The sequence below is a fragment of the Schauerella aestuarii genome (assembly GCF_009866805.1).
GTDB classification, from domain to species: Bacteria; Pseudomonadota; Gammaproteobacteria; order Burkholderiales; family Burkholderiaceae_B; genus Schauerella; species Schauerella aestuarii.
This window is the reverse complement of the sequence record NZ_SIZW01000042.1, coordinates 848,249-869,042: the sequence shown is the minus strand read 5'-3', so window position 1 is coordinate 869,042 and position 20,794 is coordinate 848,249. Positions and strand designations below refer to the sequence as shown.

General features: G+C 64.7%; 13 protein-coding genes. All 13 read right to left on the bottom strand.

Going from position 1 to position 20,794, the window contains the following annotated elements; translation table 11 throughout:
• Positions 1-2: 2 nt before the first annotated feature.
• Positions 3-1,178, bottom strand: a complete 1,176-nt coding sequence (locus EYW45_RS19090; RefSeq protein WP_161136983.1) for a GGDEF domain-containing protein — start codon at positions 1,176-1,178, stop codon at positions 3-5.
• A gap of 131 nt (positions 1,179-1,309) precedes the next feature.
• The gene (locus EYW45_RS19085) at positions 1,310-3,307 is read right to left on the bottom strand and encodes a phosphatase PAP2 family protein (RefSeq protein ID WP_161136982.1); all 1,998 of its coding nucleotides are present in this window, start codon (positions 3,305-3,307) and stop codon (positions 1,310-1,312) included.
• 72 nt (positions 3,308-3,379) lie between these two features.
• Entirely contained in the window at positions 3,380-3,625 is a 246-nt protein-coding gene (locus EYW45_RS19080) for a DUF1272 domain-containing protein (RefSeq protein WP_161137126.1), read from the bottom strand.
• A 144-nt stretch (positions 3,626-3,769) separates the two neighbouring features.
• A complete protein-coding gene (locus EYW45_RS19075; RefSeq protein WP_161136981.1) occupies positions 3,770-5,188 on the bottom strand; it encodes an efflux transporter outer membrane subunit in 1,419 nt (472 codons plus the stop codon).
• Positions 5,185-6,138: an efflux RND transporter periplasmic adaptor subunit gene (locus EYW45_RS19070; protein WP_161136980.1), complete on the bottom strand. Its 954-nt coding sequence runs from the start codon at positions 6,136-6,138 to the stop codon at positions 5,185-5,187. The genes EYW45_RS19075 and EYW45_RS19070 overlap by 4 nt, the downstream gene beginning before the upstream one ends.
• The gene (locus EYW45_RS19065; protein WP_161136979.1) at positions 6,135-6,353 is read right to left on the bottom strand and encodes a DUF1656 domain-containing protein; all 219 of its coding nucleotides are present in this window, start codon (positions 6,351-6,353) and stop codon (positions 6,135-6,137) included. The genes EYW45_RS19070 and EYW45_RS19065 overlap by 4 nt, the downstream gene beginning before the upstream one ends.
• Positions 6,350-8,413: an FUSC family protein gene (locus tag EYW45_RS19060; protein WP_161136978.1), complete on the bottom strand. Its 2,064-nt coding sequence runs from the start codon at positions 8,411-8,413 to the stop codon at positions 6,350-6,352. The genes EYW45_RS19065 and EYW45_RS19060 overlap by 4 nt, the downstream gene beginning before the upstream one ends.
• Before the next feature lie 13 nt (positions 8,414-8,426).
• A complete protein-coding gene (locus EYW45_RS19055; RefSeq protein ID WP_161136977.1) occupies positions 8,427-8,903 on the bottom strand; it encodes a MarR family winged helix-turn-helix transcriptional regulator in 477 nt (158 codons plus the stop codon).
• Between the two features lie 199 nt (positions 8,904-9,102).
• Entirely contained in the window at positions 9,103-11,772 is a 2,670-nt protein-coding gene (gene treY / locus EYW45_RS19050) for a malto-oligosyltrehalose synthase (RefSeq protein ID WP_161136976.1), read from the bottom strand.
• On the bottom strand, positions 11,769-14,141 hold the full coding sequence (gene malQ / locus EYW45_RS19045) for a 4-alpha-glucanotransferase (RefSeq protein ID WP_161136975.1): 2,373 nt from the start codon (positions 14,139-14,141) through the stop codon (positions 11,769-11,771). Before malQ ends, treY begins: the two co-directional genes overlap by 4 nt.
• Positions 14,142-14,176: 35 nt before the next feature.
• A complete protein-coding gene (gene treZ, locus EYW45_RS19040) occupies positions 14,177-15,976 on the bottom strand; it encodes a malto-oligosyltrehalose trehalohydrolase (protein ID WP_161136974.1) in 1,800 nt (599 codons plus the stop codon).
• Positions 15,973-18,081, bottom strand: a complete 2,109-nt coding sequence (gene glgX / locus EYW45_RS19035; RefSeq protein WP_161136973.1) for a glycogen debranching protein GlgX — start codon at positions 18,079-18,081, stop codon at positions 15,973-15,975. Before glgX ends, treZ begins: the two co-directional genes overlap by 4 nt.
• Before the next feature lie 6 nt (positions 18,082-18,087).
• Positions 18,088-20,793, bottom strand: coding sequence for a 1,4-alpha-glucan branching protein GlgB (glgB, locus tag EYW45_RS19030; protein ID WP_202444793.1), 2,706 nt, complete (start codon positions 20,791-20,793; stop codon positions 18,088-18,090).
• Between the last annotated feature and the right edge of the window lies 1 nt (position 20,794).

Sequence of the window (20,794 nt, the reverse complement as noted above, 5' to 3'; positions counted from 1 at the left end):
GATCAGGCGGCCACGGTAAGCGTCATGGCGTGCGCTACTTCCAGGCGATTGCCACCCAGCGACTTGGCGCGATACAAGGCGCGATCGGCGGTCGACAGCGCTTGCGCCAAGTCGGGTCGTTCATTTTCGAACGCCGCCAGGCCGATGCTGACCGTGGCGGGTATCCCGAGGCTCTGAGCGCCGTCGGCAATTGCTTCGGCGAAGGTTTTGGCCACGGTGGCGCCCAAGGCCTGGCTGCGGCGGGCATCGTCGCCCCACAGCAGCGCGGCGAATTCTTCTCCGCCCAGACGCGCCAGGATGACGTCCGGGCCGAGTACGCCACGCGCAATATCCGCGAAGGCCTTCAGCACATCGTCGCCCATCTGGTGACCGTAACGATCGTTGATCGCCTTGAAGTGATCCATGTCGAACGCCAGCACGGCAATCGACCCCTGCGCGCCGCGGCCTTCGATGACGCGCGTGCCTTCCTCGAAAAACCAGCGGCGATTGCCGATGCGGGTGAGGTAGTCGGTATGGGATTCGCGCATCAGATGACTGTGCCGTTCTTCCCGCACGAGTTTGAGCAGCGTCATCGGCAGGATGACGGAATACAGGGCGCCTTCGTACAACGTGATTTTGCTGGCTGCGGCCTGCAGCGGCGCGCCGAACTCCGCCACCAGCCATGGCAGAATCAGCGCGCGAAAGGTATAGAACAACGTATGGACGGCAGTGATCGCCACCACGAAACGCCTTGCGGGAAACGCCATCATGGTGGGATTGCGCAGCATCTCCAGGGCGGTCATGGCGCTGACCATCGCGATCGGGATCGAGCTGGCGTAATTCCAGACCACATCCTGCCATCGGGCGCCGGCAACGATCCAGATCGCTGCCATCACCACGAGCAGTCCGGCCGAGAAGAGCCGGTATTGCCGGCCTCTGAACGAGGCGACGCCATGCAGGATCAACAGATAACCGCTCAGAATGATCAGGTTGCTGATCGCGGAGCCCCACGCACCGGGCAGGTCGCGGCGAAACAGCACGGCCGCGCAGCCGATCGCGAGCGTGGCATACCCCGAGGCGAGAATGCGCAGCGTCTTGCTGCGTTCGGGATGGGTGAGATGCTCCCAGAACGTCATCCCCGCACTGACGAGAAGTGTTCCGACGGCAATCAGATAGAGGGTGAGGAGATCGACGAGCATCGTAAGCACAGTTCGCCGATCTAGCGCGGCGTTTGCCGCAATCTTACTGGTAAAGGAATGGCTTTAGTGGTGACGACAGCCGGCGAGGGGCGGGGGTGTTGTTGCCGCGCGACCCTCGGCCGGCATGCCGATCAGCTCACCGCATCCAGACGGACCTGTACGCTGTCCGGGCCGTACACCGGCGTGGCCTTGAAGCCGGTCACGGTGATCCCGTCGAAGACGCCATGGACCTTGCGTGCACGCAGCACGGAGAAGGTGTCGCCCACGCGCGGCGTGTAGCCGGCGGCGAAGTCCACGGTCAATTGCCCGGACAATGCGGCGTCGGCGGATGCCGCCAGTTGCCCGGCATTGTTGTCCCCGAGCGTAACGGCCAGCACACCGGCGCCAATCTGGGTAAACGTGCCTTTGACCTCGACCGGTTGGTCCGCCGCGGTTGCCAGCGTGCCGGCGCCTACGAACACCGCACCGGCGCCGAGCGCGTTGGCCGACGCCGCGCGCAGGGTGCCTGCCGCCACCAGGGTGCCACCGCTATAGGTGTTGTTGCCGGTCAGGCTCAGCGTCCCCGAGCCGTTTTTCGTCAACTTGCCGGCGCCGGCGATATCGTTGCGCCACGCGTCCTGCGCGTGAAAGCCGCCCCGGCTCGCGTCCAGCGTAACGTCTACGTCGCCGTTGAAGGCACCGTAGCCATCGGCCGCGGCAAACAGATTGAGGCGGCCGTAGCCCTCGGCGTCGTCGAGGATCGGATAGCCCGACGGCAAGGCGGTAGTCTTGAGCACCACGCGGCGTTGCTCGCTGTTCAGATAAGGCAGACGTGTTTCAAGAATGACCTCCGCGCCCTTGGGGACGACAGCGGGGCGGGTGGTGTCGGCGATCGGCGTGAAGTCGAACGTCAGGCGATGGCGATACTCGGCTTGGTTGACGGAGTGATCGGCAAAGCGGTCCACGCGTGCATCCGTGGATCGCGCCAGCGTGATGAATTGCTCGGGCGATGCGGCGCCGACGGCAGTCATCAGGGTCTGGCGCGCTTGCGCCACCGCCACGGCGCGCGTGCCTTCGTCGGTCGCGTAGATGTTCCCCACGGCCGAGGCCTGACCCAGCATGCGCCCGCTGATCACGTCGAGCGGCGAATGCATGCCGGCGATGATGCGGCTTTCGCCGAGCTCGACACCGCGGGCGACCAGTTCCTGAAAGCGCTCGGGGACGAGATAGGCCATGCCGATGGCGTTGCGCACCGATTCCGCGGTGTGGCCGCTCGGAAAGCCGCCGTCGGTGGCCGCCGTGCTGCTCTTGGCGGGTTCGAGCGCCGGCACCACCTGCACGCTGTTGCTCCAGCGCCAGGGACGCGCGTACTTGTAAAAGCGTTTGCCGGGCTCGGTCGAGGCGTTCTCGCCCATGCTTTGCACGAAGGCGATGACCTTGCCGAATTCGGGGTTGGCCGCGCCGGACACGCCAGTATTGTTGCCGGTATCGTCGTATTTGACCGTGGTGGCGTTGGCAGGAACGTCAGTAATGCTGGTGGTCTGGCGAGCTGCGGCGCGCCATGCTGCCGTGAGCGGGCCCAGGCCATCGGTCACGCTGTAATTCTTGCCGCGCCGATCGTCCAGATAGGCGGCGATCGCTTGCTCGGGCGTGCGCTTCGCGGTGACGCGAACCACGTAGTCGATGTTCTCGTTGTGAACGGCCTGGTTCTTGATCTTGCCGTCCGTTGCATCGCCGGGCGTGCCCGTCCAATCTGAAGCGACGATCGCCGGGAAACCGTTGGCGGCGTTCGCATTGACGCCGGCATCGACCAGACGCGAACGCGGCTCCCAGATGTCGAGGAAGCCACCCAGCACACGAACGCCGGCGTTGGTCTCGAGCGTGGCGTAGCGCGGATCGCCGCGCTGGTTGGTCGCGGCGAAGTCGACGAAGGCCGGCGCGTTTTGCAACGGTGCCGTCTCGGCGTATCCCAGCCCTGCGGGCGGTGAAGGAATGACGTAAGGTGCTTCGACGATCGGCGTATCGACGTCCGGTACGCGGTCATCGTCGTCATCGCCGCCGCAAGCGGCAAGCGCCAACAGCACGGCGACCGAGGTCGCGCGCAACGCATAGGATGAAAGCGCTTTGAAGCTGGGGTGTGCAGAGTACATTGCCATTAAACATGCTGATTGAGAAGCGCTGCATGCTAGCCATGCATTGTTTAAGGGCAATGACAGGAACGACTATTCCTTTTTGCACCCTGCCGGATTGAAGGTGCGCTCGGTAGCGGCCGGATGGCGCGCGAGGGCCGCGGCAGGGCGAATCGGGCGGCGCACCAGTTCACCGCTGCAGTTGGGGCAAACGTTGCCGAGCTTATCCTCGGCGCATGCCCTGCAGAACGTGCACTCGAAGGTGCATATTCTGGCATCAAGCGATTCGTTCGGAAGATCGCGATCGCAACATTCACAGCTGGGTCGAAGTTCAAGCATGGGGATCTGGGCAAGGGCGTCGAAGACGAGATCATTGCAAAGATCGCAAGGGTCCTCAAGCCCTTTCATCGGCGTCCGATGCTGAGATCCCGGCAGCGCGTGCCCGTGCGTAAATCACGCATGCTTGGAGCCGCGCGAGCCGGGTTATTCCCAGCCGCCGCCCAATGCCAGAAACAACGCAATCTGATTGCTCGTCAGTGTGGCTTGCGACGCCGCCAGGGCGCTTTCCGTACCGGCCAGCGTGCGCTCGGCATCGAGCACCGTGAGGAAATCGGCCTTGCCGGCCTGGAACACGGTTCGGGCCTGGCTGGCCGCCTCACGGCTTTCATTTCTCGCCGCCTCGAGTGCTTGATTGCGATCGAGTTGCTGCGCATACACGGTCAGTGCACTTTCGGTTTCGCGCAACGCGCCCAGCACCGCACCATCGAACTTTGCGTAGGCTGCGCGCGTGTCTGCTTCGGACTGCGCGATGCGCGCTTGCGCGGCGCCCGTGTTCGGAATCGTCCACGAGATCAATGGCCCCAGGCTCCAGCTGAATGTGCCACGCTCGCCCAGCAGATTCACCGGGCCGCCCGATGCGGCCGACAGCCCCAGACTGATCTTGGGGTACAGGTCGGCGGTCGCGACGCCAATACGTGCCGTCGCCGCAGCGAGTGCGCTCTCGGCCTGCCGGATATCGGGCCGGCGCTGCAACAGCGCCGCGCCATCGCCAATCGGAATCGGTTGCGCCAGCACAGGTGGCTTGTCGCACTGCGCCAGCGCTTTGGGAAAGGCGGTGGGCACGTCGCCTGTCAACGTCGCCAGGCGATAGAGCGCCGTGCGGCGTTGCGCGATCAGTGGCGGAAGGTTGGCTTGCAGCTGCTGCAACTGACTGCGCGCGCGGGTGACGTCGAGCGCGGTGCCGCGGCCGGCTTGCTGCAGACGCGACGTCACATCGAGCGATCGGCGTTGTACGTTGACCGAGTTTTGCGCGGAGTCGATCTGCATGCCCGAGGCGCATGCATCGGCGTAGGCGCGAGCGGTTTCGGCCGCAACGGTCACGCGGGTGGCGTCCAGCGCGGCTTGCGCGGTGGCGGCGTCTTGCGTGGACGCTTCGATGGCGCGTTGAATCTGGCCGAAGAGATCGACTTGGTACGCGACCGACACGCCGCCCGAGTACGACCACCGGCTCTTGGGGCGAGCATCCGGTTGAAGGGCCTGCACGCCTGAAACATGACCGAACGTCGGGCCGCCACTCACGCCAACGGTGGGCTCGGCCTGGGCCTGCACGGCCTCGAGCGCGGCTTGCGCGCGATCGAGATTGGCCGCAGCCACGCGCAGATCGGTATTGGTCGTCAGCGCGCGCTCGATCAAGGCGTCGAGCGTGGGATCGTTATATAGACGCCACCAATGCGCCGGCAGCGGTTTGAGCGCAACGGCGGTGGTGTCGTTCGTGCCGGCAAAGGGCGCTTGCGCGGCATCGCGGGTGATGACGGCGTCGGCCGGACGTTGATAATCGGGGCCGACGGCGCTGCAACCGGCCAAGACCAGCACGCTCAGCAGAAGCGGGCGAAAGGCGTTCATTGCGCGCCTCCCGTCACCGACCGGTCAGCAGTTGTGGCCGCGCTCGTGCCGGCATTGCTTTGCGTTTGCGTGGCGTTGGCCACCACCGCCACCGTGGCCGTTTGCCCGGCCACCAGCCGCACGCCCTCCGGCACGTGATCGATGGCCACGCGCACGGGAATGCGTTGTGCCAGCCGCACCCAATTGAACGTGGGATTGACGTTGGGCAGCAGATTGCTGCCGGTGCTGCGGTCCCGATCGGTAATGCCCAAGGCAATGCTGTCCACATGGCCACGGATCACGCGCGACTCGCCCATCAGGGTGACGTCCACGTTATCGCCCACCCGGATCGACGGCAACTTGGTTTCCTCGAAATAGCCTTCGACGTAGAACGTTTGCGTTTCGACGAGCGCCATCACGCCGCGTCCCGCCGTCACGTAACTGCCGGCGCGCAGGTCGAGATTGGTGACGCGGCCATCGGCGGGCGCAACGATGCGGCTGCGATCCAGATTGAGCTGCGCGGCCTGCACGGCCACCCGTGCCTGCTCGAGGGAGGCCTGGGCCTGTTCGAGCTTGGTCTGGCTCTGCTCGCGGATCTCGGTGGACACCAGATCGCCCAGGCCACGGTTGCGCTTCAAATCCCGTTCGGCCTGGCGGCGCGCGACTTCGGCCGTTTCGACGGACGTGCGCGCTTGCGTCAACGCGAGATCGAAGCGCGCGCGGTCGAGCACGACGAGCACGTCGCCGGCTTTGACATCCTGGTTGTCGCGAACGGGGATCTCGGCCACGAGGCCCGATACATCGGGGGCAACCTGCACCACGTTGGCCTTGACCCGACCGTCGCGCGTCCAGGGTTCGACTTCATAGTGATCCCAGAGCTTCGTGCCGGCGTAGATGGCCGCAGCGACGACAACCATCGTGACGGCAAACCGGCCGATCGCTGCGGGACGCAATGCATTGGGGTATTTCATACTGCACGCTCAAAAAGATAAGGTGAAAGCTGCACGGCCGCATAAAGCAGCACAACGAAAAGCGCCAGGTCGAACAACGCCGGGTGCCACACGTGGCGATAGAAGCCGACGCGGGCAAGCAGGCGGCGCACGACCCAGGCCACGCCTGCGGTGAGCACGGCCAGCACCAGCAGCCAGGGAAAATAGATACCGTAAAGATTGAATTCGCCGATCATGCTGCGGACTCCGAAACAGCGACCGAAAAACCGCCGGGCACGTACGCCTGCGCTAGGGGAAACAGACCGCGGCGGATGCCGACCAGCGCGACCACGGCTTGCCCGCGCGCAGCGCTGTCGCGATCGATGGCGATCACGCTCGCCAACGCGCGATCGATGCACGCCAGCAGCGCGGGCGTCTGGCCTTCGCCTTGTGCCATCTTCGGACGGTCGTGAAAGAAGGTGGACAGGCCGCGCAAGGCAGTTTGAATCGCGGGCCGTGCAGCGGGCAGATCGTTCTTGATGCGCTGCAGATCGACGATATCGCGGCCGACGCGCAAGTCCTTCAAGGCGTCGCTCGCGGCGGCCTTTTCGTTATCGGCGGTGAGGCCCAGACGCATCTGCAAGAGACCGATGCGATCGAGCAAGCGCGCGTTGAAGCTGCGGGCGTCGGGGGCGCGTTCGGCCGCAGCGTAGCCTGCCAGCGAGTTCCAGTTGGCCGCCTGAATGCGGCGTGCACTGGCCTGCACGCTGATGGAACGAAAGAGGGCCGCCACCAATGCCGCCGAACCGACACCGATGACTTGCGCCGTATAGGTATCGAGAAACGAGACGAGATCGGCCGTTTGCGTATCGTGCAGCGCGAGCGTGCCGAGAAAGCCGAACAGCATGGCCATCGCTTTGCCGAACACCGCCGGTCGCGCGAGAAACATGCCGAGCACCAGACATACCGGAAACATCGTCATGGCGAGCATTTCAAAAGAATGCACGGCCGGCATGATGCCCAGCAGGTACAAGCCCGAGATCGGCATCGAGAGAATCGTGTAGGTGAGGAATTGCACGATGCCCGGCACGGGGTTGTCTTGCGACGCGAAAAAGCTGCTGAATACAGCGGCCATCAATACCGCGGTGGCACCGTTGCTCCAACCGGTAAAGATCCAGAAGGTGCAGACCGCACTGATGGCGATGCCTGCAGCGACGGCCGAAAGCAAGGCGATACCGTGATCGCGGTGAAACACGTTGCGGGCCGACGGCAAGGGTTTTTCCTTGAGGGCACGACGACGGCCGCGTACGCCGGCCTGAATGGTGGCGCGCAGCGTCAGGCAGGTGCGATAGGTGTCCATCAATGCCAGCAAGCGTGCGCTCAAGCTGGTGAGCAACGCACCGCGCCAGTCGGTTGCCGCAGTCAATGGCGGGGCGAGTGCCTGGATCGCCGCGCGCAATGCAGTCGTTTCTTCGGCCGTGACGTCGGCACCTCGTTCGAACCACCCATCCACGCGCGTCAACACCTCGGTCACGTCGCCCGGCAGTGCCTCGCCTTCAGGCGTCAGCGCGATCAATCGATCGTCGATCGCCGACACGAGCGGCGTCAGCGTGGCCATGCTGTCCTGGATCGCCCGCACAGCGCGGGCGGTCCAGCGGATGTTGTTGGTGTCATAGGGCACATGCGTGGAGAGCACGCGCAGTTGCGTGATGTCGTTGGCGAGCGTGCGGCGTTCCTTGCGGCGGCGCTCGTCGGTGGCGCGCAGGAGCGTGTCGCCGATCCAGCTGCGCGCGTCCTTCAAGGTGCGATCCAACCCGGCCAACACAATCGGTGCCACGCTGCGCGGCAGGATCAGCGTGTGAACGAGCGTCGCGCACAGAATGCCGAGCGAGATTTCCTCAACGCGGGCCAAGCCGGTGTCGAACACGGCGTCGGGCGCCAGCACACTTGGGAAACCGATCATCGCAGCCGTATAGCCGGCCAGCATGAACAGATAGCCGCGCGGAGTACGGTCGAGCACGGAAAAATACACGCACACGCCCACCCACAGCACCATCGCGCCTGTCATCAGCACCGGCGCATTCGAGAGCAGGGGGACGAGGTAGACGACCACGGCGCAGCCGGTGAACGTGCCGATCAGTCGATATACCGCCTTGGAGCGCACGGCACCGGCAAAGGGCTGCGACACGATATACGCGGTCGTCATCGACCAGAACGGTCTGGGCAGACCGATCCGGTACGAAACGTACAACGCGAGCAAAGCGCCCGCGTAGCATTTGAGAGAGAAGATCGCCTCTTCGGCGGTAAACGGTTTCATGGCAAGGCAAAAATCAGGTCGAGGGGGTGCCGGTTTCCATCATGGCGGCACTGCGTCCCAGCGTGCATTTGAGCGACTCGAGCACGCGCAACGCGGTTTTCAGGTCGCCGGCGTCGATATCCGCGAACAGCGTCCGGCGCAGCTGCACCAGCAACGCTTCGATCTGTACTCGCTGAGCGTTGCCGGCTGGCGTGAGGTGCAACGTCTTGGCGCGCCGGTCATTCGCGTCTTCCTTGCGTTGCATAAGGCCGGCCGCGACCAATTGATCGAGAATGCGCACCAGCGACGGACCTTCCACGCCCAGCGCTTCGGCAAGCGCGCCTTGGCGCACCCCGTCGCCCAGACGGCCGGTCATCACGATGGGCCAGGCCGTGGCCTGCGATAAGCCAAGATCGGCCAGCGCGCGATCGGCCACGCCGCGGTAGGCTCGGGAAACCACGAGAAGGTTTGCGGTCATGGCGCTGAGGTCGGAGTCGGATGGCGTGTTCATGACTGCATTGTAGCCTATTTATTAGCATCCTATCTAATAGGCTTGAAATAAAAGGCATCCGTGCCTAATTTTTGTGTCGGGCACCCAACGGCAAGCGATAGGCCCCACGCCGGCCTGTGCGACGCAAATTGTCGCAGAGGGTCGAGAACGAATCCGAGACGGCGACCCTCTCCGCCACGCAGGGCGGAGAGGGCGGCCATTACCTGGCTCGTGTCAGCACGGCGACCGGCCAGTCGGCCAGCAGGTTCGCCACGGGCACCACGCCATCGGCTGCCACATGGCGGTCGCAACCGTTGACGATATCGGTGAGCGCGGTTCCCGCCAGATTCTGGGGCAACGCGATGGTGGTGTCCCCCCAGAAATCGGGGTCGATGGCCGGCACGACGCCTTCCGGTGCCGCGTGATCGATGCCGGCAGCCGCCAGACGCGGCACCACCACGATCACGGTTTCGCCGTCGTGCACCCGTGCAAATGCGAGCACATGACGGGAATGGGTACCTTCGGCATGCAAGGGAACATAGCGCCCGTGCTCGAAAATCTCCGGTTGCGCGCGACGCAGTTGCAGGATGCGAAACCACACGGCTTGCTTGATGCGGCCATCGTGCCAGTCGCGCAGAAGAATGGCGTTGCTGACGCTGCCGTCTTGCAGTGCCTTCAAGCCGGCTTCGCGGGCTTCGAAATCGACGGGACGGCGATTGTCGGGATCGACGAGGCTGAAGTCCCAGAATTCCGTGCCCTGATAGTTATCCGGAATCCCCGGCGAGGTCAGGCGCAGCACCGTTTGCGCCAGACTATTGATCGCGCCGGCGGCGGCGATCTCGCGCACGAACACGGCCAGGTCGCTGGCTGGCGAATCGGCGCCTTCAGTCGTCAACAGGCGGTCAAGCAGGCGCTGGCAGCTTTTTTCATACGACTCGTCAGGCGAAATCCAGCTGCTGCGCAGCTTGGCTTCGCGTACCGACTTCAACTGCCACTGCGCCACGCGATCGCCAAACGCTTTCAACCCTTCCGGATCGTCCGCCGTCAGATCCAGCGGCCACGCGCCGATCAGGGTCTGGTACAGCATGTAGCGGTCGCCGCCACTGATGCCGTCGCGATCGCTGGCGCCATCGTGGCGTTCAAACCAACGCAGCACGGTTTCGCGCCAGCGCACCGGCATTTCACTCAAGACGGCCAGACGCGCGCGCACGTCTTCGCCGCGTTTGTGATCGTGGGTGGCGGTAGTGAGCATGGCCTGCGGCGCATGCGCGGCGCGTTCGGCGCTGTGCGCATGAAAGGCTTCCGGCTCGAGCGCAAACACATCGGGGTCCGAGCCGACGTCGTTCACCGAGAGCAGACGACCGTATTGATAGAAGGTCGTGTCTTCGAGCGATTTGGCAGCCAGCGGCGGCGTCAGTTGTTGAAAGCGGCGAATCGCCTTTTGCCGCAACAGCCGTTGCGCCGGATCGGTGACCGATCCGGGTGCATCGCCGCCCAGCCATGCGGCCAATACATCCAGCAGCGGCCGATCGTCACCATCGTGCTCGTCAGCCATGCGCGTGCGCGCGCGGGCGAGAATGGCATTGAAGCGTTCCACATCGCCGCCCGCGCGACCGGCGTCATCGACGTACGTGCGATAAACCGGAAAAGCCAGCAACAGCTCCCAAAGCGCGCGTTGCAGCGCCTCACGCGAGTAGTCGCGCGTGGCGGTGCTGCTGCGTGCGATGGCATGCAGGGCATTGACGGTGGCGTTGCGTTCGACCGGGAAGTGACGTTGCAGCATCAACTCGCGCGCATCGCGCCATACGGTCATCACGGCGCGATTGTCGCCCGACAGGCGCTCCCACAGCGCGGTGAGTGCAGGTTCGCCGTGCGGATCGTGCAGGAGCGCGCCCACCTGTGCCATGAAGTCATAGCCCGTGGTGCCATGCACGCGCCACCGGTCGTCAAGCGTTTCGTCGTGGGCAAGAATCTTCTCGATCAGCAGCCATGCAGGCGTGCGCGGCAGGGCGGCGGGCCGGGCATCCATGCGGGCATCCAGCGCCGCCCGCAGGCGTGCGCAATACGCGATGGGATCGGCCAGGCCGTCCACGTGATCGATGCGTACGCCATCGATCAAGCCTTCGCTGTACAGCCGCAAGGTCAATGCATGCACGGCGTCGAAAACCTCAGGATCCTCGACGCGCACGCCCACCAATTCGCTGACTTCGAAGAAACGGCGCCAGTTGATCTCCTCGGGCGCGCACTTCCACCATGCCAGGCGGTAATGCTGGCGCTCGATCAACGCATGCAGGGCCTCACGACCCTCAGGCGTCTCGGGGTTGTGCGACGCCAGCACCGCGTCGTGCGTGTCGGCCATCGGCAAGGTTCCGGGGGCGATCGGATAAGGATTGCCATACACATCGAGCCGGTAGCGGCCGTCTTCGTGCACCAGCTTGAGATGGCCTTCGGCCAGTGCCTGGCCATAAGGGTGACCCAGAAAAGGCGCGAGGATTTTATTGTGCAACGCCGGATCGGCGGGTGCCCAGTCGATGTCGAACCATTCGGCGTAAGGGCTGGCCAAACCGTTCTCCCACACGTCCCACCACCAGGCATTGCTGGCATGTGTGGCCATATGATTGGGCACGATGTCCAGGATCAATCCCATGCCGTGTTGACGCAATGCATCGACCAGACGGTGCAGCGCGGCTTCACCGCCGAGCTCGGGATTGACCACGGCATGATCGGTCACGTCATAGCCGTGCGTAGAGCCCTTGCGGGCGGTGGACAACGGCGAGGCGTACAGATGGCTAATCCCTAAGGCCGCGTAATAAGGCACGCGGCGGCATGCGTCGTCGAGAGTGAAATCGGCGTGAAACTGTAGCCGGGCGGCGGCGCACGGTAACGTCATGATTGGCTCCGGGCTTGATGAATGGCGGCGACGCGGTCTTGCACGTCGGGCGCATCGAAAAGGGTAAGGGCGGCGACCGGCAGACGTTGCACCCAGTTCGGGTGCTCGTCGATGGTGCCGGGAATATTGGGTTGTTCATCGAGTGCCAGAAGATCCTCGAGCGGCACGACCACCAGCGGCGCCGGGCCGTGCGCGGTGAACTCGAGGATCGCCGAGACAGGCGGCGCATCGGGCGCGTCTGCCGGCGGGTGTCGCAGCAGCGCACCCGTGCGCTCCAGCGCGGCGCGCAGGGCCTGCTTGTCGGCCTCGCGCGTCTTGCGTTGATCGGCTTCGGTATCGTTGGGGCCGAAAAGCTTGAGCTTCGCGCGCCATTCGATATCGCGGCCGCGCCACCATCCCGGGATCGTCGGCAGGTCGTGCGTGGTGGTCATGGCCATCGACGCGTCGGACCATTGCGTGGCCGGGATGAACGTGCCATCCTCATCGCGTTCGAACCACAGCACCGTCATCCCCAACATGCCGGCGCGAGCGATGCGCGTGTTGAAGCCGTCCGGCACGGTGCCAAGATTTTCACCGACGACGATGGCATCGTGACGCCAGGCTTCAAGCGCAATCAAGCGCAGCATGTCGTCGATCGGATAGCGCAGATAAGCGCCATCGCGTGCGTCGGCGCCCTTGGGCACGAGCCAGGTGCGCTGCAAACCCAGGACGTGATCGATGCGGATGCCACCCGCGTGCTCGAGCACGGCGCGCAACATCTCGATGAAGGCGGCATAGCCGTTCGCATGCATGGCGACCGGCGAGAAAGCCGTCAAGCCCCAATTCTGGCCGAGTGGGTTATAGACATCGGGCGGCGCGCCGGGGGAGAGTCCCTGCAGCACATCCTCCTGCCGGCTCCAGGCGTGACTGCCGCCGGGATCGGTGCCCACGGCCAGATCCGCAATCAGTCCCACCCCCATGCCATGCGCGCGTGCGCACGCTTGCGCGGCGGCCAGGCCATCGGCGGCCAGCCACTGGGCGAATGCGAAGAAGGTAACGTCGCGGGCGTGATCGCGGGCGAACGCCGCCACGGCGCGGCTGGCGGGATCGCGCAAAGCGTCCGGCCAATCTTGCCAGGGCAAAGACTCGCCTTGGCGGGCGCGTTCACTCTGAATGGCTTCGAAGATGGCGTGGCGTTCGAGCGCCTCGCCGCCGCGCTCGCGAAACGCGTCGAACGCGTCGTGCCGCGGATCGTGCGCGCCGTCGATCCAGCCATCGAACAAGTGGCGCAACACGCGCCACCGCGCGGCGCCCGCCGCCGGCCAGTCGATCCGATCGCGGGCCTCAAGCGCCGCCAAGGTATCGGTCAGGCCCAGCGCGCTCACCGCTTGCAACACGGCGTCACGCCCGAATTGACGTGCGGGATCGGCAAACAACCCATTGAGCAATAAGCGGCTCGACGGGCTATAGGGACTGTAGCGTGAGGGGTCGGCGCCGAACATCGCATGCACCGGGCTGATCGCCAGCGCTTCTGCGCCGCGTTCGGCCGCTGCCGCCGCCAACTCGGTGAGCGCCGTGAAATCGCCAAATCCGCCCGACGCGGATGCATCGGCGTGCCGCAGGCTATACACCTGGGCAGCGGGGCCCCAGGCGCGCGCCTTCGGATGCGTCAGCCGCTCGGCCACACTTGGGCATTGGGCGGGCGCCACGGCAATGGCGACCTCGACGTCGCCGATGTGGGCAACGTAATACCCCGGCTCGGCGACCGGTGCCAATTGGGCTGCGCCGTCTTCGGTAAGCTCAGCGCGACCTTCAGCAACCTTCTCCCGCCCGGCAGACGCGCTGTCGTCGAATAGACCGCCCTCCGGAGAGGCGAAAAGATTGGCGTCCGAATCGGCGAAAAGCCCGGCATCGTCGGTGGAGAACAGTGCGGTGTCGACTTCCGGATCAGCCGCGATATCTAACGGGTCGCCGAGGGGCTCGACGCTATGGTCGGCATCGGCATCGGCATCGGCTTTGGCGTCCGCATCGACATCCGCATCCGCTTCGCCCGCGCCAGCGTCGTCGCGATGTCGCGAAACCTTCCCGCCATCGGCACGGCGGAACAAGGTATATGAACCGGGCGCGACGCCGGCGATCACGATCGGCGTGTCGACGGTTGCAATCACCAGCGCGGGCGTGGCGCCACCTTGCACCGCCGACAGTTTTTCGGTGCTGGCCTGAATGCTGGCAGCGTCGTCAGCCGGCAGGCCAAGCGCCGCCAGGAGCACGCGCAAGGCCTGCGGCGCGACAGTCTGCGGCGTGCCGCGTGCGTCGTCCCATTGCACCAACAGGCCGGCTTGCTCGGCAAGCGCGATCAGCGCGGAATCGTCCGCGTCTGGATGAGTCATGGTGGCTCCGAGTAAGCGAGTAGGGGGTCTGCGCGTCAGGGTGCAGACGGCGCACGCAGCAACGCAACGGTCGTGCCTGCCGGGAGCTGCACCGAACGCAGTGCCGCATCGGCGCCGGCGCGGCTTTCGAACAGCACTTCGGCCTCGGCGTCATAGTCATCGCTGAGCTTCTCACCCGTCACGGTTTCGGTCCCCAGATTGGTGAAGATCGCCAAGGTGCTGCCGTCGCCCAACAACCAACGGGCCGATACGGCGTGGCTGCCGAGCACTTGCGCGCCCAGTGAGGTGGCGCCAGCCAGATGCGGGGCAATGCGCGTACGGCGCAGGCCCAGCAGGTGACGGTAGAGGTCGAGCCAGGTCGATGCGTCCGGTGCACCCGCAGCGTCGTCGTCGCGTGAGCGTTCGTATGTCGAGGATTCGTTGGGGTCGGGAATTTTGGCCTGTGCGGCTTCGTCCTCGAACTCGTGCAGCCCTGCAAATTCGCGCCGGCGACCTTCGCGAACGGCCTTCACCAGTTCGGCATCGGTGTGACTGGTGAAGTACAGGAAGGGCGTTTCCACGCCGCGTTCTTCGCCCATGAAAATCAACGGGATATGGGGGCACAGCAACTGCATCGCCACGGCGGCGTGCAAGGCCTCATGATCGGGCGGCGCCAAAGAAATCAGCCGCTCACCCATGGCACGGTTGCCGATCTGGTCGTGGTTTTGCAGAAACAGCACGAAGGCAGTCGGGCGCAGGCGATGGCTCGGCGTGCCGCGCGGTTCGCCCTTGCGCATCTTGGAGGGCTCGCCCTGGAACACGAAGCCTTCACCCAACACGCGCGCCAGCTTTTCGGCCGGTGCATCGGCATAATCGATGTAGTAGGCGTTGGTCTCGCCGGTGAGCAGGTGATGCACCACGTGATGGGCATCGTCGTTCCACTGCGCATCAAAACCGTTTTCCATATGGCTGGCGATGTTGTCATCGTTCTCCAGCACCAGATGCACCTGGCGATCTTCGCCGATGTGGCTGCGCACGAACGCCGCCATCTCCGGAAGCCATTCGGGCTCGGCAATGGCGTGTACGGCATCCAGGCGCAGGCCATCGAAGCGGTACTCCGATAGCCAGTAGAGCGCATTCTCGGCGAAGAACGTGCGCACCGGCGTTTTGCGGAAATCGATCGCCGGGCCCCAAGGGGTTTGCGTGTCTTCAGTGAAGAAATCGCGCGCGTAGGCGTTGAGATAATTACCATCAGGGCCGAAGTGGTTGTAAACCACGTCCAGAAACACCATCAGCCCCAGGCCGTGCGCCGTGTCGATCATGCGCTTCAAGTCGTCGGGGGTGCCGTAGGCCGTGTCGGGCGCATACGGCAGCACGCCGTCATAGCCCCAATTGCGTGCGCCGGGGAAATCGGCGATCGGCATCAGTTCGACCGCCGTCACGCCCAATGCAGCCAGGTCGGGCAGGCGCTTGGCGATGCCGTTGAAGCCGCCGCACAGTCCGGGATGCAACTCATACAGCACCGTTTCTTCGAACGGTCGGCCACGCCAGTCGGCATGTTGCCAGGCGAAGGCGTCCGGCGCCGTCACGAGGCTGGCGTCGTGCACATCGCCATCCTGCAGGCGCGAAGCGGGATCGGGTACCGCCACATCGCCGTCGATGCGGAAACGATAGCGCGCACCGGCACCGCAGGTGGCCTGAGCCACAAAGTCGCCATTGGGTTCGCGCGTCATGGCGGCAGGTGCGCCGTCGTCGATGACCACATCGACCTGAGTCGCGTTGGGCGCCCAGAAGCGGAATTGGGTAGTGCCGTCAGGCTGCGCGGTTGCGCCGTAGGTGGGTGTAAAAGTACTCATTCGGATTCCGCCGGTAATACGACGCCCAGCAGCGTCAGGCTGTGGGCAAATACGACGATGTGGCCTTCGCCAAAGTCACGCTCGGGTTCGTCGGGCCGAGCGCTGTCCATAAGCAAGCGCCATGACTGGGCCGGCTCCGGCAACTTGAACGTCATGTCGTGGTCGCAGGCGTTGAGCAACAACAGTGTCATATCCGTGGCGCCCGTTTCCGGATCTTCGGCGGCACGGCGCAATCCCAGCACGCGGCCTTCGGGGTCGTCCCAGGCTTCCGGGCTCATGCCGTGGCCATCGAGATCGAACCAGGCGATGCATTTGAGACCCGGGCGAATCTCGCGATTGCCGTCGGTGTATCGGCTCATGCGCAGCGACCGGTACTGATGGCGCAACTGCGTGGCGCGTCCCACGAATGCCGAGAGCGACAGGCCGGCCGGTTCTGCCGCCGACTGCCAATCGAGCCACGACACGGGGTTGTCCTGACAATAGGCGTTGTTGTTGCCATCCTGCGTATTGCTGAACTCGTCGCCCGCCAGGAGCATCGGTGTGCCGTGCGAAAACAGATTGGTGGCGATCAATGCGCGCTGGACCCGGCCACGTACCTCATTGATGTGGTGATCGTCGGTATGGCCTTCGACGCCCCAGTTGCGGCTGCAGTTCTCGCTGTGGCCGTCGCGCCCGTTTTCCTGATTGGCATCGTTGTGCTTCTCGTTGTAGCTCACCACATCGCGCGTGGTGAACCCATCGTGCGAGGCGATGAAGTTGATCGATGCCCAAGGACGGCGATGTCGGCGGTCGAACAGATCGGGCGAGCCCATCAGGCGGCCCGCAAGCTCGCCGCGCTGCCCGGGATCGCCGCGCCAGAAGCGCCGCACGGTGTCGCGATATTTGTCATTCCATTCGGCGAAGCCCGGCGGATGCTGCCCGAGCTGATAACCGTCGGGACCGATATCCCACGGCTCGGAGATCAACTTCACGCGTTGCAATACGGGATCTTGCAGGATGGCGTCAAAAAAGCCGGAGCCCGGATCGAAACCCGTGCCCTCGCGGCCGAGCGTCACGCCAAGATCGAACCGGAAACCATCCACCCGGTAAGACGTGGCCCAATAGCGCAGCGAGTCCATCACCATCTGCAATACGCGCGGGTGCGACAGATTCACCGTGTTGCCGCAACCGGTGTCGTTGATGTAATAGCGCTCCTGGCCGGGCAGCAGGCGGTAGTAACTGGCGTTATCGAGCCCGCGCCACGAGAGGGTGGGGCCCAATTCGCTGCCTTCGCAGGTGTGGTTGTAGACCACATCCAGGATCACTTCGATGCCCGCCGATTGCAGGCGGCGGATCGCCATGCGCAAATCGTTGGGGCCGCCGCGCGACAGATATTGCGGCTCGGGGGCGAAAAAATTGAGGGTGCTGTAGCCCCAGTAATTCTTCAGACCGCGCTGCAGTAGAAAATGATCTTGCAGATACGCGTGCACCGGCAGCAATTCGAGCGAGGTCACGCCGAGCTTGTGCAGATGGTCGATGAAGCGCGGGCTGGACAGGGCGGCTGCCGTGCCCCGCAGATCGCTGCGCACATCGTCGCGTTGCATCGATACGCCGCGCACGTGCGCTTCGTAGATCACCGTGTCGTCCCACGGACGGCGCGGCCGGTCGATGCTGCCCCAGTTGAACGCATCGTCCGTGACCATCGCCTTGACCATGGCCGGCGCGCTATCGCGACGGTCCATGCTCAGATCGCCGCGCGCCCCGCGATAACCGAACAAGGCATCCGACCACTTCAAACTGCCGACCAGATGCCGGGCATACGGGTCGAGCAGCAGCTTATGCGGATTGAAGCGGTGGCCGTTTTTCGGATCGTATGGCCCATAGGCCCGATAGCCGTACACCAGGCCGTGGCCGGCGTCGGGCAAGTAACCGTGCCACACCTCATCGGTGCACTCCGGCAGTACCAAACGCTTGAGCTCTTTGCGGCCGTTGGCGTCGAATATGCACAACTCGATTTTCGTCGCATTCGCGGAGAACACCGCGAAGTTGACGCCCAAACCGTCGCTCGTGGCGCCCAAGGGGTAAGGGTTTCCGGGGGAAAGTCGATCGGGTTGCAATACTGACATCTATGATCATCCTCGATATTCAAAAATAACGGTGGCCAACGGCGGCAAGGTCAGCGAAAGCGACTGATCCTGACCATGTGCGGCATCGCCCTGCGTGTGCGCGGCGCCGGCGTTGCCCAACCCCGAACCGCCATACAGGCCGGCGTCGCTATTGAAACGCTCGGCCCACGTGCCGGCGCGCGGCACGCCGATGCGATAGTTCTCGCGCGGCACCGGCGTGAAGTTGCACACCACCAGGACGAGACGATCGCCATCGCGCCGCAGGAATGCCGCCACACTGTTGGCCATGTCGTCGCCGATCACCCAGGCAAAGCCGGCCGGATCGGCGTCGGTGCGATGCAGTGCCGGCAGTTCGCGATAGAGGTGATTCAGATCGCGCACGGATTGCTGTACGCCCTTATGCATCGCATCGTCGAGCGCGCCCCAATCGAGCTGCCCGTCGTGGTTCCATTCGCGGCCCTGTGCCAGCTCCTGACCCATGAACAGCAGCTTCTTGCCGGGGTGCGCCCACATGAAGCCGTAGTACGCGCGCAGGGTGGCGAACTTCTGCCACCGGTCGCCCGGCATCTTGGTCAGCAATGACCCCTTGCCATGGACCACCTCATCGTGCGAAAGCGGCAGGATGAATTTTTCGGAATAGGCGTACACCATGCCGAATGTCAGATCGTTGTGGTGATACTTGCGGTGGATGGGCTCCCACTCCATGTACTGGAGGGTGTCGTGCATCCAGCCCATGTTCCACTTGTAGTGGAAACCCAGGCCGCCATCGGCTACCGGTGCGGTGACGCCCGGCCATGCCGTGGATTCCTCGGCGATCATGACCACACCCGGGCATTGCTCGGCGATGGTGCCGTTCAGCCGGCGAAGAAACTCGACCGCTTCCAGATTTTCCCGCCCACCGTATTGATTGGGAATCCACTCGCCGGCCTTGCGGCTGTAGTCGCGATAAAGCATCGACGCCACAGCGTCCACACGCAAACCATCGACGTGAAAGTGACGCAGCCACTCGAGCGCACTGGCGATCATGAAATTACGCACCTCGTTGCGGCCGAGGTTGTAGATCATGGTGTTCCAATCCGGGTGATAGCCCTCGCGCGGATCGGCGTATTCGTACAGCGCCGTGCCGTCGAACTCGATCAAGCCGTGCACGTCGTTGGGGAAGTGTGCCGGCACCCAATCGAGGATCACGCCGATGCCCGCCTGGTGGCAGCGATCGACGAAGCGGGCAAACTGCGCCGGCGTGCCGTAACGGGCCGTGGGGGCAAACATGCCCAGCGGCTGGTAGCCCCACGAGCCGCCGAAGGGATGCTCCATGATCGGCAGCAATTCGACGTGCGTGAAGCCCATCGATTTCACGTAGTCGATCAGGCGGGCGCCCAGGTGATCCCAGACGCTGCCCTCCTGCTGATCGTCATGCACCCAGGAAGCAAGGTGCACCTCGTAGATGGAGATCGGTGCGGTCGGCGCCTGCTCGCTGCCGCGGCGCGCAAGCCAGGCATCGTCGTTCCAGGTGAACGGCGTAGGATCGGCCACGATCGACGCCGTGGCGGGTGCCACTTCGGCCTGACGCGCCATGGGATCGGCCTTTTGCAAGACGCCGCCGTGGGCCCCCAGCAATTCGAACTTGTAGCGCGCGCCGGCCTGCGCCCGCGGCACGAAGAGTTCCCAAACGCCGGCGCGATGGCGCAACCGCATCGGGTGGCGGCGGCCATCCCAGCCATTGAAGTCGCCGATGATCGACACGCGTCGGGCGTTGGGCGCCCACACGGCAAAGCGCACACCGTCGACCCCTTCGTACGTGGCCACATTGGCGCCCAGGCAATCGCTGAGATTGCCATGCGCGCCCTCGGCGATCAGGTGCAGATCGAGTTCGCCCAACAGCGCGCCGAACGCGTAGGCATCCTCGGTTTCCTGGATCACGCCGCCGGGCCAGGTGACGCGCAGCAGATACGCACCGTCATGGCCGATCGGTCCCACGAACAGGCCTTCCCGCACATTGTGCAGCACCGACGTGTCGCTGCCCGAGCGGGTGGTGACCTGTACCGATTCGGCACCGGGCACGAACACCCGTAGCACTGCGACGCCGTTGACGTCGTGGCGGCCCAGCACGCTGAAGGGATCATGGTGGCGGGCACCGGCCAGCGCATCGATATCCACACCGGCGATGGCCGCTTGCAGATCGAAGCCGTCCGACAGGGATGTTGGCGGGGCCGTGTCGATGGGGGGACGTTCACCGCCCACGGTAATGTCACCGGGTTGCGCGATACCGGTGGCGATATCGGGCGCCGATGCGGAGTGGGGTCCGCCCGCCACGGGAGAGGAGGCTTTCGCTACGCCGACCGACTTCTTGGCGGCCGCACTGCGGGCCGTCGGTTTGACGGGCGCGGGCAGGGCGGCGCTGGTGGCTGCCGTGGCCCGCTTGCGAGGCGTGGCCGTTGCCGCCGCAGCCGTCGCGGTTTTCACGACCGGCGTCGTGCCGGCGCTGTTGGCGACGGTTTTGCTCGCCGCCAGCTTCTTGACGGCAGTCTTGCTTGCTGTCGCCGGCTTCACTGCGGTTGGCTTCACTGAAGTCGGCTTCACTGCGGTCGGCTTCACTGCCGCTCCCTTCAATGCAGCGTGTTCAGCCGCTGCGGTGTCGCTGGCCGGGGCAGTTTTGCTCGCCGGTTTGGACGTCGGGCTCGCGCGGCGCGCAGGCTTCTCGGATTGCGTCATG